Raw genomic sequence first — 15173 nt, 5'->3', positions numbered from 1 at the left:
GTATCCCACCGAGACGATCGCGTCATCCTGTCGGATACCTCCCCTATGGTTCAGACACCGAGAAGCACCGCGACACCGTCCCGCGAGCGGCCCACCACTGCCGCCGCACCGGTCACGTCGCACGCCTGACGAGAGGAGATGCCATGCGCGACTTCGATTTCGACGCATCTGTCGATGACGCCTGGCGTGCGTTCCGCATCGACCTGGCCGACCGGGCCGCACAGCTGCGCGCCGACGACGAGCATCATATGGTGCAGGTCCAGCAGTCCCCCGACGGCCCGCGAGGCACCCTGACGTTCACCGTCACCCGCGCGCACCGCATCCGCTGCACCGCGCATGTCGCCGACCTGCACCCCGCACCGGACGTCCACGCCGAGCAGCTCGACGCGCTGACGGCAGCCGGGTGGCGGCTGCTGCGCGACGGACGGCTGATCGTCGAGGTCAGCCGCCGCCACGTCGACCGGTTGGCGCAGGTCGCCGTCGACGCGCTGCGCGAGAACTGGGAGGTCGTGCACCCGTCCTTCCTCGAACAGGACCTTCCCATGATCCGCGAAGCGTCCATCGCCGTCGGCGCACACCCGGTGTCGCGCGAGCACCTGCTGCGGTTGATCGTGTCCGCGCTGCAGGACATCGCCGGCCGCCGCATCACCGTCGACGACGACGGCGACATCCCGCTGCCCACCGGGTCGCTCGCGTCGTGGCTGCGGGTACTCACCGAGGAGCCGACCATCGAGTTCGTCGCGACGCTGGTCGACGAGGTGCCCGACACGGCGATCGCCGCGGAGTTCATCGCCACCGAATCGGTGCGCTGGCCGGGTATCACGCTGGTCCTGCACCAGGGATCGCTGATGGCGTTCTCATCGGTCCCGATGACCGCATTCCACCGGGAGAACCTCACTGCAGCCGTCGGGCACTGGTTGCAGTTCACCGCCGAGACCGCGCCCGGCATCATCAGCGCACTGGCCGGCTCCGGCGCCGCCGCGCACGACGAGGCGCTGCCCGATCCGCTACAGACGTTGATCGTGCTCGACGAGGACGGCTCCACCCTCGACCCGCACGAGGTCGCGACGATCTGCCGCCATGACCAGTCGGCCATCCTCGACTACATCCGCACCAGCCAGGAGCAGTACCTGGAGTGGATGAAGTCGGCGGCCGAGGCCGACCTCGCGGGCGACGCCGACGAAGCGGCGGCCTGCCGACACGAGGAGCAGGCGTGGCGGGCAACCACCGAACAGTTGCGCGCGGCGTTGCGGGTGGTGGTGTTGCGCGGGGACGGGGATGTGCCGTCCCAGCGAGTGCGGTGAATCGGAGCACCATCCACGTCTACCGCTCCATCGACGCGACGGAAGACAATCGGCATCGGCTGAGCCAGGCCCCGGCAACCATCATCGCACCGAGAGCTTCCGCACCCGACGCGAACAGCTCGGTACCGCCCTCGGTCAGCGTGTCATGCAACGCTTTTGGTCCGTCGAAGGCGGAGATCAATGCAATGGCGACACTCACCTTGTCGAGATCGGTCCGCATTCCCCGATCCGGTCAGGTGGACGGTGTTCGCGGAAGAAAGAAGCGCTCGCAGTCCCGATAGCAACGTTCGATACGGAAGCTCTGTGTTCGATATCGCGGCGTGAGGTCACTACTACGTGTACGTGTAAAAGCCTTCGCCGGTGGATGTTCCGAGCTTTCCTTTGTCGATGTAGTTGGTTTTCAGGTAATCGGCGAACTGCTGCTGGATCGGACTCTCTGATGCCGCAGCGATGTTGCGGGCGGTCGTGAGACCCACGATGTCGAAGATCTGGAACGGGCCGAGTGGCGCGCCCGTACCGATCCGCCAGGTCTTGTCGACAGTCTCGATGTCAGCATACCCACCGACAAGAAGTTCCGCGGCGGCGTCGAGAAGCGGCACCAGCAGCGAGTTCAGGACGTAACCCGCCTTCTCCTTCTTGAGTTCCACCGGCACCATGCCCATGCGTTCGGCGAAGTCCACAGCGGTCTGGAACACCGCATGATCGGTGTCGCTGGTGCCCATGATCTCGGCAGTGTTCTGTGCCCAGATGTGATTGGCGAAATGAATGGCGAGGAACTTCTCCGGTCGGCCGGTGAAATCCTTGAGCGAGCTGGGCAACAGCGTCGACGAGTTCGTCGCGAAGATCGTGTGCTCGGGGGCCGATCCTCCGACCCGCGTCCATGTGTCCCGCTTGATGGAGGGATCCTCGGGCACCGCCTCGATGACGAGATCCGCCTCGGCGAGCGCGGTTGTGAGGTCGGTCGTGAGCGTGATCGACGTGGCCGTGTGACGAGCTTTGTTTGCGTAAGTCGCGCCCTCCACATCACTTTCGTAGGTGTCGGCCAACTGCTGGAATCGCGTGCCGGCCGCGGTGACGGCGTCGTCGCTGATGTCCCACGCCGTGACGTGGAAGCCAGCGTACGCTGCCTGGTAGGCGATCTGTGAGCCGAGCACCCCGGTGCCCAGAACGGTCAGATTCTCGATCGTCATGATGGTTCTCCTTGCGTGTGATGGTGGTTGTGTCTGATCGGGTGTATGGGGTCCACGTCGATGACGGAGCGACGAGAACTTCTGTTGCCGAGTATGTTCCAAACCAGAACGACGAGTGTGCCGGCCCCTGCGTAGAGACCGAGGCAGAGCAATGCGAAACCGTTGCCGGCCTGTGGGAAGTAGAGGGAGTTTCTGATGAGCTCAGCGCCTCCTCCGGTTGGGAGCCACTCGCCGAGCACCGCCCAGAATCTCGGGAGGAAGTCCCACGGGATGGACGCGCCGGAAATCGTTGCGCCGACAAGGAAATAGAACGCACCAGACAGCGATCCCACCGGCCCGAACAGCGTGACGAATCCTGCGGTGGACCCGGTGATCGCCAGGGAGACGAGCGTGTATGTCCAGAAGAGCTTCGTGGTATCCGACGAGCCGCCGACGCCGAAGAACGACGAGAACAGCAGGACGATGGCAGCCGAAACCACCGCGTAGGCGACGAGCGCGGCCACATGACCGACGCCCCGGCGCAACGATTGCGGCACACGCGGCATCAATCGTCCCAGCCCGAGCGAGGCGATGCTGCCACCGAGCGAGATCACCTGGAGGATGTAGCCCAGTGACGATCCGTTGATGTCCTCGTCGGAGAGTTCGACCACATCGACCGGCAGGGTCTGCGACATCCCGTTCTGTTCATTGACTTCGGCGGCAACTGCTTTCACGGCCGTGGCGGGCAGCGCTCCGCCCGCCCCGGCCGTGACGGCGACGACGCCGTCCGGGGTCACCTCTAAGCCGCCCGCCTCGGTCCGCTTCTCCACGGCGTCCGTCAGTGCATCGAGTGTCGGATACCCGGTGACATCGAACGATCCGTCGGACTCCAGACTTGCCGTCAGCTGTGCCGTTTGCTGGTCTGACCCGACGATGCCGATGGGCATCTCGCGCGGCGACGGCGAATGGCCGACTGCCAGATAAAACGTACCCAGGGCGAACTGGGTGAGCCCGCCCAGGAGCACCACGGCGAGCAACAGCCTACGATACTTGGCGCCGAACGTCATCGGTTCGGGTGACAGCAAGATCAATGGTGTGGTCCTTCGATGTCAGATCAGATCACTGTCGCTGAGCAACTCGCCGATCTCGGTTCGGTCGAGCTTGGCCAGCAGTCGCTTTCGGAGGAACTCGGGTCCGGGGAGGCGGATCTCTTGACCATCGCGAACACGACTGGTCGCCGCGAGGAGGCTGCGGATGTCGTAGGTCGAGTTGAACACCTCGGGCACGCCCCGCTCGACGTCGAGAAGGGTGTAGACGGCCTCCATCGGTGTGCGCACCGAATACTCGGTGGTGAAGATGCAATCACGTTCCTTCGATTCGGCGAACTGGCCGATGAAGGCGAAGTTGACTGCCCCCTCCGGCACCACGTCGGGTCGATCCCCGGCCTGCCTGGGCATGAAGAATGAAGTGACGTAAGGCATCATCACGGGAACCGTCTTGGCGCCGGTGGCGGCCAGTTCGGCGATGTCCTCGACAGGGACGCCGAGGTGGTAGAGCCACTCCTGCGTGATCTCCTCGCCCGTGCAGTTCTGCATCGGCTTCTTCACGTAGTCCCCAGGGGTATCGACGAAGAGCGCGTACACCCATACGACGATCTCCTCGGCTTTCTGTGCCTTGAAATGCGGCTGGCGGTTCACCGTCCAACTCAAAAGCCACTGTGAGTCCTTGGCGGTCACGATCCCACCGGTGACGACCTTGCCGCTGAAAGGGTCTCGCTTGCAGATCTTCTCGATGTAGCCCGGTATGCGGGGGTCGACGGTGGTGACTGTCGCCGATTCCCACTTCGTCTGCGGGATATGGCCACCGAAAACATCGGGGCGACCGAATGAATCGTCCTTCGCGGCGATACGCCGCCACAGATCCCACGCGGGAGCAGGGCCTTCGTCGAGCTCGGCCGGATGATGGTGATCTCCGTTGAACGAGTTCTCGGTCAGCGACCCGATCGTCATGAACAACAGATCGTTCTCGCTGAGGCTGGTGCCACCCTCGGTGCCATTCTCGTCGATCCAGTGGAGGTACGACGCCTGCTTGCGGCCGGAGCGGATGTCGAAATCGACGTCGGTGACCTCGGTGTCGAAACGGAACTGGACGCCTTGATCGAGCAACCACGTGTACAGCGGCAGCACCAGCGATTCGTACTGGTTGTACTTGGTGAACTTCAGCGCGGAGAAGTCGGGGAGACCGCCGATGTGATGGATGAACCGGTGCAGGTAGAGCTTCATCTCCAGCGCCGAATGCCATTCCTCGAAGGCGAACATCGTGCGCCAGTACAGCCAGAAGTTGCTGGCAAGGAATTCGTCGGAGAAGACCTCGTCGATCCGCTTGTTCTCCATCTCTTCCCGGGTGGCGAGGAAGACCTTGACGATGTCCTTCTGCGCCTTGTCGGACAGCGCGAAAAGTCCATCGGTGTGTGCGTCTTTCCCGCGGTCCACGGTCGCACGTTGCAGCGAGTAGTTGGGGTCGTCGCGATTGAGGCGATAGAACTCGTCGAGCACGCTCGCGTCCTCGACCTCGAGCGAGGGAATCGAACGGAAGAGATCCCACAGACATTCGAAGTGGTTTTCCATCTCGCGACCACCGCGAATCACGAAACCCTTCTCGGGATGCTTTATGCCGTCGAGCGCACCGCCGGGAAGTGGCAAGCGCTCCACGATGGTGATCCTGTCTCCTGGCATCTGTGCATCGCGGATGAGGAATGCCGCCCCCGACAGCGACGACAATCCTGCACCGACGAACCACGCGGTCTTCTCATCGACTCCGGCCGGCCTGCGCGGCCGAACGAACGCCTCGTAATTGCCACTGGTGTAACGCATCTGTTCTTCCTTCTCTGTGTAGTGAGATGTCAGCGATCCTCAAATGTCAGACGGGCGAAGAATCCCTCCACCGCAACACCGGCCTGCGCCCGGATGTCCTCGATCGGATCGCGGTCGGTGTGCGTCCGCGTAGAGGGGCGGGCGATTGCGAGGTGGGTGACCCCGAATACCATGTTCGCCGCGAGCGCGGCGAGCTGCGGATCCGGGCTCAGGCCCCGCTGCCGGGCGTCGTCGATCATCCGTCGAGCAATCCGATCCTGCAGTCGCAGAATGAGATCCAAACCCTCGGCGCGATACATGTCGTCGGAACTCCCGAACAGCAGTTCACGCTGGTAGGCGAGCCCATTCGTCGGATGGCGGTGCGCGTACTCGACAATCGGCAGCACCATCTGAGTGACTGCTTCCGCGGTCTCGCTCTCGACGGCGCCACGCTCCGCGCCGGCCTCGAGCGCGGTCCGAAGCATGTCGTTGAGCACCATGAGCAGGAGCTCACCCTTCGACGACGCGTACCGGAAGACGGTCCCGATCGCGACATCGGCCCGCTCGGATACCTGGCCGGTCGAGACGTCCTCGAATCCACGCTCCGCGAAGAGTTCGGCAGCGGCACGAAAGATCCGGTCCTGCTTGTCACGCATGTTGCGCGCTCTGCGGCCACCGGATTGGGGCGACAGGGTCGTCATGGCTCGAACCTCCAAGAGATAATGAGTGGACTCAATAATGAGTGTACTCCACAACTGAGCCATCGCCAGTCGACCAAGGAAATCCACCGACCCTGTGGCGTTCCTCCATCCCGGCGCAGGCGTCACTGACTCCGAATCTGCTCGGTGCACTGGACTCAGTGGGCGCCACCTCAGACGACGGTGCATCGGTGCCTGGTGTCTGCGTCGACGGCACCTACGATGTCGAGGACTCGGACGGTGCTGTCGGCCCCCGGATAGAGCCCATCCGACGTCACCGGTGCCGGCGGTGTGTTTGGGTACCTCCGAGGCGTCCGGCGGTGGTGGCACCGTGGTCGCGATCGATGGCACATCAGCGTTGTTGGGTGGTCGGCAGTAGCCCGCCGACTGTCGACGGTCCTGAGTGCGCTGAACGTTGCGGGCACCGGTACGTTCAACGCACACCGCAACGACGATCGGAGCGCCGCCGATGACCGCTGAGCCGATTCAGGGCAGACGACGACTCCCCATATGGGGCTTCATCGTGCTGGCCATCGGATATCTGGCGATCATCCAGACGGTGCCGCTGCTGACCACCCCGGACGGCGCCGAGTACGGCAACTTCGAAACCGTCTCCGAGATCACCCGCGGATTGTGGGTGACCACCGGCCTGGGCTGTCTGATCGTGCTGATCGCGGTCGGAGTGCTGCGCTGGTGGCGGCCGGTGTTCGTCGAGGAGAACCGCCTACCCCGGTGGGTGTGGCTGTTTCCGGCGGTGATGCTGTTCGCGATCGTCGCCGGAACCGCCTACTCGCGGTTGGCCGACAAGGGTCTCACCTTCACCATCCTGCTGCTGCTCGGCACCCTGGCCGTCGGGTTCAGCGAAGAGGGCATCTTCCGCGGCATCGGTGTGGTGAGCTTCCGCGACGCCGGTTACAGCGAGCCCATGGTTGCGCTGTGGACGTCGGTGCTGTTCGGGTTGGCGCACGCCACCAACCTCTTCTCCGAAGGCGTCGGCGCCATCCCGCAGGTGCTGACGACCGCCATCGCCGGGTACTTCTTCTACCTCGCACGGCGCGTGTCGGGGACGCTGATCTTCGCGATGGTCCTGCACGGCCTGTGGGACTTCGGGCTGTTCACCAACACGATCGGCGACGACATTGGTCTCGGCGCGATGCTGTTCATCCTGGTCGACATCATCCTCGCCATCATCGCGTTCGCGACCATCCGCAAGCTCTTCGCACTGCGCAAGACCGCGTCCGCGGACGTGCCGCCGAATACCTGACCCGGGTATTTCAGCGCGGTTTCAGCATCGGCGTCGCACACTCGGGGCATCTGTCGTCCGGCCAGGAGTTCCCGACGGTGTGGTCCGCCACTGCTCGCACGTTACTGATGGCTGTGCTGTCGGCGGCCGGATTCCTCGCACTGCCTGCCGAGCCTGCGGCTGCGACGCCCGCGCCGATCAGACCCGCTCCCCCGCCCGGGTCGCTGATCGTGGCCTTCGCCGACAATCAACTCACCTACTGCTCGCTGATCTGTCCGCATCTCGTCGACTTCGTCGTCGACGTCCCGCGGGCGCTGGTGCAGGCTCCAGGTGTGTACGACTCGGCCCGCTCGAACGGCCATTCCCTCGAGCGCGCAACGGGTATCGCGGCGGCGACGGTCACCGCACCGGCCCGCTCGGCGATGAGCGGGATCATCGACAACGACCTTAACCTGGTGTTGCCTCGCGCACAGAACGCCCTCGAGGTGGCGGTGGTGGAGATACTCGACGTGGCCGACGTCGCGTGGTCGGGCGCAGATTCGGCGGCAGTGGGAGCACGCGTCGACACCGGCCGGGCGCGTGTGCTCGACGCCCTCACGGCACCGATCGTGCCGAATCCACCACAGATCGCCGTGCCGACGACCCCCGCGCAGCAGGCGGCGCTCGCCGTCGTCGACACCGGGTCCGCGGTGTTGTTCCAGGCTCCTGAGATCCTGATGACCGGTGCCACCGAGTCGGCCGACGTCGCCGCGAGCGAACTCGCCGTCAGCGGAGATGTCGATCGTGCGCGGGCGGGCGGGATGACCCGATTCGGCGAGTTCCTCGACGCGGCGGACGCGGTCATCGACGCCACCCGATGAGCACGGTCAGCGACTCGCGACGAGGTGGCTGACCACGATCACCACCGCCGCCATCAACCCCGACATCGCGAGCAGGAAGTCTGCGCCGGAACCGGCCGCAGCCGCCCACACCCCACCGAGCACGGCCACGGCAATCATCGCCCAACCGACGCGGCGCACCAGCTCCCAGCGCACGGGCGGTCGCGCCGCAATCGCGGCCATCGCCAGATAGCCGGCGGTATCTGCCGCGCCGTCCACCACTGCGAAGACCCCGCTGCGCGGTACGTCGGCGATTACCGGCAGCGTCGACGTCGCCAGCGTCATCATCAGCCCGGCCAGCGCGAGCGTGATGACGAGAACGCTCTCACGACTGGTGGGGTCCAATGGTCTGCCACGGTCCGGGTCGTCGGGGTCCGGGTCGTCGGGGTCGGTCATGGTCTCCGTCCAGAATCGGTGCCTCCACGCTACGTTTTTGTGGTGTGGGGGGGTGACCCTTCGTGACGCCCTCCGCAAGCTCCGGGCTCCTCAGGGACCAGATGTTGCGACGCCCTGCGCAAGTCCTCGGACACCCTTGCGCCGTCCCGTGCGGGAGAGCACGATTATCGGTGGAGTGGCTGCGGCCATGGGCCGTCGGTGTGCGACGGGACCTGCGACGGGTCGGCCACCACCAGATGATCTCACTGCGGAAATCCGCACGGAGGCAATCATGTTCATTCAACTCTTCCAAGGAAAAGTATCCGATGCCGACGGGCTGCAACGCTGCCTCGACCGATGGGACACCGAACTGAAGCCGGGCGCGACCGGCTACCTCGGCACCACCGCCGGCATCACCGACGACGGCACCTTCGTGGCGCTGGCTCGGTTCGAATCCCAAGAGGCCGCGAAACGCAACAGCGAACGTCCCGAACAGGGCACCTGGTGGGCCGAGACCGAGCAGTGCTTCGACGGCCCGGTCACGTTCATGGACTGCACGGATGTCACCGAGTGGATGCAGGGCGGTTCCGACGACGCCGGCTTCGTCCAGATCATGGAAGGCCACTCCAGCGACGTCGGCCGCATGCGCGAGCTGATGGGCGAAGTGTCCGACCGGGTGCACGAGGGTCGCCCGGACATCATCGGCGGACTGCTGTGTGGCGACGGCAGTGACTCGTATGTGGAGGCCATCTACTTCACCTCCGAGGCCGCGGCCCGCGAGGGCGAGAAGATGGAGATGCCCGACGATCTGCGGCCGCTGTTCGAAGAGGAGATGCGGTTGATGGGCGACATCTCCTACTACGATCTGCACACCCCGCTGCTGGCGTCGCGCTGAGGATTGTCACCCGCCGATGTCGGTCAATGCGCCAGGTACATGACGATGTCGGTGGTGCCGTCGTCGGCGCGACGGGATTCGACGGCGAACGGGGTGGTGTGGTCAACCCCGACGCCCAGCGTGGTGACACCTTCGAAGGAGGTGGCGAAAGCGATCTCGCGCAGTGTGCGGTACTGATCGTCGGCCGTGAAGTCGAAGGTGTCGGTCAGTTGTGGGTCCAGCACCGGCGCGGACACCGAGACCTGCAGGAACGCGTCACCGCGGAGCGGGACGGGTCGACCCGATCCGTCCTCGGTGACCTGCGGTACGTAGCGGACGTTGAAGCCGACGTCGGAGTCGGTGTCGGTACGGATGACGATGGTGTCGAAACAGTCTCCGGCGCTGGGGGTCACGTCGGTGACTCCGCCGTCGGTGACCGGGGCGAGCGGCGGTGCGGTGTCGGCGGCGGTGTTCCAGGTGGCCGGGTCCATGCCGTCCTCGACACAGTTGGTGTTGCCCGGTGATCCGGCGGCTTGGCTACTCGCCGCAGTGCTGGGGGTGACAACCAGCGTGCTGGTCACGGTGGCGACACCCACGTCGTCGTCGGAGTCGCCACACCCGCTCAAGGCCGCCGCGCCGACCAGCATCACCGCCACCGCCATCGCCCGTCGTTTCATCATCACGCTCCCTCAGATCCGGCATCGAGCGTAGTGGCGGTCTAAGACTGACTGCGGCACGCTGCGCCGTCGGTCAGGTGAATACCTCCGAGGATGCCCGCTGGTGCAGCTCCTGTAGGGTTCGCGCCTGCCGTTTCGCATCCTCGTCATGCATGCGGAGTTGCTCGACGGTGTCCCGGTCGACGACGTCGTCGCCGAGGGCGATGCCGAGTTCCCACATCGCCTTCTTCGCCAGTACCAGTGACCGCATCGCCTCAAGCGCGAGGACGCGCCGAAACCGCCCGCGGGTGGGGCGCAACGGGGCCACGACGCGGCGCACCCCGGCGGTGAGAGCGAACGTCGGCGGTACCCACGACTCGGACAAACCACTCACCGACGCCGCCCAACCCCGAGAGAAGGTGGCCTCGTCGGCGAGTTCGTCCGGTAGGTGGTCGAGCCGGCCGTCGGTCCAGGGATCACCGGCCAGCAGTTCGGCCAATCGAATGCCGGCGCCCGCGCCGACGAGGTGCATGCGCAGATACGTCGCGAGGAGTTGACGGCGGTACGGACTCGGAGTGGTCATGGTGACCGGATACCCAGGACAGGGCGGGTTGAGACACGTGCCTGCCGCTCTGAGCCACGACATCCGCATAGCGCTACCAAGCAACTGCTTGCTTTGCTAGCTTGCCAACGATGGGATTCCTGAAGCAGAACACCCCTGAGATCGACTTCCCGACGTGGAGTCAGGGGACGCGGGCGGAGAAGATCCGCCCGATGGCGAAACACTGGGCCGAGGTCGGGTTCGGGACACCGGTGGCGTTGCACCTGTTCTATGTCGGCAAGATCGTGGCTTACGTCCTGGTCGGGTGGATCCTCGTCGTCGCGACCCCGGGTATCGACGGGTTCTTTGATGTCACCGCCTGGTACAACGAGCCGATCGTCTTCCAGAAGGTCGTGCTGTACACGATGCTGTTCGAGGTCATCGGCCTCGGCTGCGGATTCGGGCCGCTGAACAACCGGTTCTTCCCGCCGATGGGATCGGTCCTCTACTGGCTGCGACCGGGCACCATCCGCCAGCCGCCGTGGCCGGCACGCATCCCGCTCACCCGCGGCGACACCCGCCGACCCCTCGACGCGGTGCTCTACGGCGCCTTCCTGCTGATGCTGCTAGTGGCATTGTTCGGTTCCGGTACCGGACCGATCCCCGCGCTCGACACCACCGCCGGCGTTCTGCCGGTGTGGCAGATCTGGACGATCCTGATACTGCTCGCGGTCCTCGGCCTGCGGGACAAGACCGTCTTCCTCGCGGCCCGCGGCGAGGTGTACGCGGCCCTCACGGTGACGTTCCTGTTCGCCGGCGCGGACATGATCATCGGCGCGAAACTGATCTTCCTGTGCATCTGGCTGGGCGCGGCCACGTCGAAACTGAACAAGCACTTCCCGTTCGTGATCTCGACGATGATGTCGAACAACCCGATCTGGCGGTCGCCGGCGATCAAACGCAAGTTCTTCGAGAACTTCCCCGACGACCTGCGCCCCGGACGACGCTCCCGCTGGATCGCCCACTTCTCCACCGCCGTCGAGGGTCTGGTCCCGATCGCGCTGTTCTTCTCCCACGGCGGCTGGATCACCGCGGTGGCAGCCACCGTCATGCTGATCTTCCATTTCGGCATCCTGTCCTCGATTCCGATGGGGGTGCCGCTGGAATGGAACGTCTTCATGATGTTCGGCGTGCTGGCGCTGTTCGTCGGCCACGCCGACATCGGCCTCACCGACCTCCAATCCCCCTGGCCGATCGTGTTGTTCGCGGTGTCGGCGGGCACTGTGGTCCTCGGTAACCTCTCGCCACGCACCGTGTCGTTCCTGCCCGGCATGCGCTATTACGCCGGCAACTGGGACACCAGCCTGTGGTGCATGAAGCCGTCGGCGTCGGCGAAGATCGAGAACGGCATCGTCGCCATCGCCTCGATGCCGGCCGCGCAGCTCGAGCGGTTCTATGGCTCCCCCGAGGCGGCGCAGATCCCGCTGTACATGGGATATGCGTTCCGCTCCTTCAACAGTCACGGCCGGGCATTGTTCACGCTCGCCCATCGCGCAATGGCGCCCCACGACGAGTCGTCGTATGTGCTGACCGACGGCGAACGCATCTGCTCGACGGCGATGGGGTGGAATTTCGGCGACGGCCACATGTGCAACGAGCAGCTCATCGCCGCGCTACACAGCCGCTGCCGGTTCGAGCCGGGCGAGGTACGTGTCGTGCTGCTCGACGGGCAGCCCATCCACCGGCAGACCCAGCAGTATCGGCTCGTGGACCCGGCGATCGGTGAACTCGAACGTGGCTACGTCAACGTAGCCGACCTGGTGACCCGCCAACCGTGGGACGACACCGTCCCGGTGACCGTCACCTGGCGCGCTGACGCCGAGACGGTCTGAGCCACATATAGACCTGGTGTTCGCCCCGCCGCAACCCCGCTCGAGTCGTCGAACCGTGCCTCACTATGCACGATCGCCGCGGCAGCCTTCACTGACCGAGTCGGCATGCAACACACCACGACCCCGGCGCCAGGGAGAGTGGGCACCGGGGTCGTGGCAGCTGGGTGTGGCGGGTCGGGGTTTACTTCCACACCCAAATCCAACGGCGCAGGCGCTTGTCGAACTGGCGAACCCGACGACGGCGGCGCTGCGGGGCGATGTTGGTGTTCTTGGCGGGAGTCGGCATCGTTGCCCTTCCTGTTCGGTCCGGCCTCACGCCGGCGCCTCTCTGACAGGAACAACGATGCGCCCCGAACCTGGTCAGCACATCGGGTCCGGCTGGGAGATTGCTGACAGGACATCCGAGGTCTTTGCTCAGGACTCGGCTCCCCTGACGATGGACCGCAGCCGCTGCATGGCAGCTATTCCTCGGTCAGCTCGTCCAGCGACGCCTCCGAGGTCGCGCTGATGACATCGAGCACCCGCTCGTAGGACGGCGCATCCGATGAGACGATCGCCGCGTGGTCGATGTCGGAGAGCAGGACCAGCGAGGCGGTCCCGTCCTCGCGCTCCACGGCTTCGACATAGCGGCGCGAATTGACCGGGGCCACAACGGTGTCGGCGGAGCCGTGCATCGCGATCACCGGCGTGTCCGGATCGATGTTCTGAATCGGGTCCACCGAGGTGTACCTGTCGGGCACCTCGCCGGGAGTGCCGCCGAGCACGGTTACGATGCGGTCATCACCGTGTGTCGCGGCGTAGCGCATGTCCAGGGGACCGGCCAACGACACGACTCGGGTGGGCCGGAACTCCGGACGGGAACCGACTTCGTCGTTCTCCAGTTTGTGTCGGGTTCCGCCCCACACCGCCAACTGCGCACCCGCACTGTGCCCGACGACGAGCTCATCGTCGGTGGTCAGTTGCGGGTAACGCTTGTCCACGTCGACCACATGATCGAGGGCACTGGCGATGTCGCGGAAGGTGGTCGGCCACCCGCCACCGGATCCGACGCGCCGATACTCGACGTTGTAGACCGCCATCCCCCGCGCCGCGAGGTCGCGAGCCAACGGGTCGAACAGATCCGCACCCAAGTGGCTCTGCCAGGAACCGCCGTGGATCAGCACGACCAGCGGGACGGTGTCGGGTTCCTGCGCATTGGCGGGCAGGTAGAGGTCGGCCCAGTTCTGTTCGGTGTCGGCATCGTCGACGGTGGGGTACTCGATGCGGGTGACGGTCACCTCACCCGCATCGGCACCCGAGGTCGCGACTGCGCTGTGCTGGCCGCCGGCCGGTGGTTCGGAACCATCCGAGCCACAGGCGACGGCGGCCATCACCATCGCCCCGACCACTCCGGTCATCGTGGACTTATTGAATCGCCGCACGCGGGCTCCTGTTCAGCTTCTACCACCGCGACCGCCTCTGCGGTGATTTGTTTGTCGTCAGTGTTGCTCTGCTCGTTCCGAATTGCACTCGCCCACCGGTGGGTGCAGCACCAGCACGACGACGATGGCGATCAGCAGCACCGCGGTCAGGGTCACCGGTACCGGGATGAACGGGTCGAACAGCACCAGCAGCGCACCCACCGGGACCACCGTGTTGACGACACGGTCGGCGTTGGCTCGCAACGCTATCCACCAGATGCCGAGAATGAAGATGGCGATCGGGACGGTGACGGTGAACGACGCCTGGGTCTCGGTGAGTTCGCTGTGATGGGTCAGCACGTCGATCTCCACCTCGATACCCGCCGAGAACGCACCCGCCGCCGCAAACACGAAGTAGTGCACATAGCCGTACCGGATCGACTGCGAAAGTGAGCCGATGGCGCGATGGTGCGGCGGCCAGAAGTAGATCCAGAACAGCGAAGCAGTGACGATGAAGGTCAGAATCGCCAGCGAGATCAGTGGCGCGAGTTCTTCTTCACCGTGCAGCGCCTCGATGATCGCGTTGGCCGAGGCCAACAGGCTCTCGCCCAACAGGATCAGGGTGAACAGGCCGTAGCGTTCGGTGATGTGATGCGGATGCCACGGCGTGTTGCCCGCCCGTTCGGCGACGACGGGCACGGCGAGTTCGCCGGCGATCAACAACACCAAGACGACCGAGGCCACCGGACCTTCAGGAATGAAGAGCCAGAGAATCCACAGAAACTGCACGACTGCAATGCCCGCGGCATAACGCCGGCAGGTCCGCCGGAACTCGACCGACGTGCGCGACGCCCGTAGCCACTGGGCCACCATCGCGAATCGCATGATCACGTAGCCGACCACCAGAAGCGTGAAATCGCGGTCGGTGAAGGTCGGCTCGATTCCCGCCGCGAGCACCAACACACCTGCCATCTGCACGAACGTCAGTACTCGGTAGAGCCAGTCGTCGGTACCGAATGAGGTGGCGAACCACGTGAAGTTCATCCACGCCCACCAGATCCCGAAGAACACGATCGCGTAGGACACGAGGCCGTCGGCCACGTGATTCTCTGTCAACGCATGATGCAGTTGCACAGCCGCGGTGGCCACTGCCACCACGAACACGAGGTCGAAGAACAACTCGAGCGGACTGGCGGAGCGGCCGGGTTCGGCCGGGTCGCGCGGTCGCATGCTGCTCAGGTGCAGTTGAGGCGGCATTCTCACCTTCCCGGTGGGGTCTTGGGTGACGGAC

15 protein-coding genes are annotated in these 15173 nt (G+C 65.1%); 5 read left to right on the top strand and 10 right to left on the bottom strand.

Going from position 1 to position 15173, the window contains the following annotated elements:
• The first annotated feature begins 143 nt into the window (after positions 1 to 143).
• Positions 144 to 1304 carry a TY-Chap domain-containing protein gene (locus VX037_RS09125; RefSeq protein WP_235721543.1) on the top strand — a complete coding sequence of 387 codons (1161 nt, stop codon included), beginning with the start codon at positions 144 to 146 and terminating at the stop codon, positions 1302 to 1304.
• A 19-nt stretch (positions 1305 to 1323) separates the two neighbouring features.
• On the opposite strand, the gene VX037_RS09120 is transcribed toward VX037_RS09125, so the two are convergent.
• The 5 genes from VX037_RS09120 to VX037_RS09100 all read right to left on the bottom strand — a co-directional run bounded on the left by VX037_RS09120 (position 1324) and on the right by VX037_RS09100 (position 6026).
• Complete coding sequence (locus VX037_RS09120; protein WP_235721542.1) at positions 1324 to 1524, bottom strand: hypothetical protein; 201 nt, start codon at positions 1522 to 1524, stop codon at positions 1324 to 1326.
• Positions 1525 to 1636: 112 nt separating this feature from the next.
• The gene (locus tag VX037_RS09115; RefSeq protein ID WP_235721541.1) at positions 1637 to 2494 is read right to left on the bottom strand and encodes a 3-hydroxyacyl-CoA dehydrogenase; all 858 of its coding nucleotides are present in this window, start codon (positions 2492 to 2494) and stop codon (positions 1637 to 1639) included.
• Positions 2491 to 3564: an ABC transporter permease gene (locus VX037_RS09110; RefSeq protein ID WP_266061976.1), complete on the bottom strand. Its 1074-nt coding sequence runs from the start codon at positions 3562 to 3564 to the stop codon at positions 2491 to 2493. Before VX037_RS09110 ends, VX037_RS09115 begins: the two co-directional genes overlap by 4 nt.
• Before the next feature lie 18 nt (positions 3565 to 3582).
• Positions 3583 to 5346 (bottom strand): oleate hydratase, encoded by a 1764-nt coding sequence (locus tag VX037_RS09105; RefSeq protein ID WP_235721539.1) that lies wholly within the window; start codon positions 5344 to 5346, stop codon positions 3583 to 3585.
• Positions 5347 to 5375: 29 nt separating this feature from the next.
• Complete coding sequence (locus VX037_RS09100; RefSeq protein ID WP_235721538.1) at positions 5376 to 6026, bottom strand: TetR/AcrR family transcriptional regulator; 651 nt, start codon at positions 6024 to 6026, stop codon at positions 5376 to 5378.
• Between the two features lie 466 nt (positions 6027 to 6492).
• Between VX037_RS09100 and VX037_RS09095 the strand changes: the two genes are divergently transcribed.
• Together VX037_RS09095 and VX037_RS09090 are read left to right on the top strand one after the other, a co-directional pair.
• A complete protein-coding gene (locus VX037_RS09095; protein WP_235721537.1) occupies positions 6493 to 7287 on the top strand; it encodes a CPBP family intramembrane glutamic endopeptidase in 795 nt (264 codons plus the stop codon).
• A gap of 107 nt (positions 7288 to 7394) precedes the next feature.
• Positions 7395 to 8126: a hypothetical protein gene (locus VX037_RS09090; protein WP_235721536.1), complete on the top strand. Its 732-nt coding sequence runs from the start codon at positions 7395 to 7397 to the stop codon at positions 8124 to 8126.
• A gap of 6 nt (positions 8127 to 8132) precedes the next feature.
• On the opposite strand, the gene VX037_RS09085 is transcribed toward VX037_RS09090, so the two are convergent.
• Positions 8133 to 8540, bottom strand: coding sequence for a hypothetical protein (locus tag VX037_RS09085; RefSeq protein ID WP_235721535.1), 408 nt, complete (start codon positions 8538 to 8540; stop codon positions 8133 to 8135).
• Positions 8541 to 8811: 271 nt separating this feature from the next.
• On the opposite strand from VX037_RS09085, the gene VX037_RS09080 reads away from it, so the two are divergent.
• A complete protein-coding gene (locus VX037_RS09080) occupies positions 8812 to 9414 on the top strand; it encodes a hypothetical protein (RefSeq protein ID WP_266061971.1) in 603 nt (200 codons plus the stop codon).
• Positions 9415 to 9437: 23 nt separating this feature from the next.
• Here the strand turns inward: VX037_RS09080 and VX037_RS09075 are convergent, their stop codons facing one another.
• The gene (locus tag VX037_RS09075; protein WP_235721533.1) at positions 9438 to 10073 is read right to left on the bottom strand and encodes an AMIN-like domain-containing (lipo)protein; all 636 of its coding nucleotides are present in this window, start codon (positions 10071 to 10073) and stop codon (positions 9438 to 9440) included.
• A 70-nt stretch (positions 10074 to 10143) separates the two neighbouring features.
• Positions 10144 to 10632 carry a hypothetical protein gene (locus VX037_RS09070; protein WP_235721532.1) on the bottom strand — a complete coding sequence of 163 codons (489 nt, stop codon included), beginning with the start codon at positions 10630 to 10632 and terminating at the stop codon, positions 10144 to 10146.
• A 110-nt stretch (positions 10633 to 10742) separates the two neighbouring features.
• Between VX037_RS09070 and VX037_RS09065 the strand changes: the two genes are divergently transcribed.
• Positions 10743 to 12482 carry a DUF3556 domain-containing protein gene (locus tag VX037_RS09065; protein ID WP_328713979.1) on the top strand — a complete coding sequence of 580 codons (1740 nt, stop codon included), beginning with the start codon at positions 10743 to 10745 and terminating at the stop codon, positions 12480 to 12482.
• Between the two features lie 461 nt (positions 12483 to 12943).
• Here VX037_RS09065 and VX037_RS09060 read toward each other — a convergent pair whose 3' ends face one another.
• Positions 12944 to 13879 carry an alpha/beta hydrolase family protein gene (locus VX037_RS09060; RefSeq protein WP_266061964.1) on the bottom strand — a complete coding sequence of 312 codons (936 nt, stop codon included), beginning with the start codon at positions 13877 to 13879 and terminating at the stop codon, positions 12944 to 12946.
• A gap of 81 nt (positions 13880 to 13960) precedes the next feature.
• On the bottom strand, positions 13961 to 15139 hold the full coding sequence (locus VX037_RS09055) for a low temperature requirement protein A (RefSeq protein ID WP_328713977.1): 1179 nt from the start codon (positions 15137 to 15139) through the stop codon (positions 13961 to 13963).
• Positions 15140 to 15173: the final 34 nt, after the last annotated feature.

The sequence above is a fragment of the Gordonia sp. Z-3 genome, from assembly GCF_036233855.1.
GTDB classification, from domain to species: domain Bacteria; phylum Actinomycetota; class Actinomycetes; order Mycobacteriales; family Mycobacteriaceae; genus Gordonia; species Gordonia tangerina.
Note: the sequence above shows the minus strand (reverse complement) of the source record. Positions and strands in the feature narration are given on the sequence as shown.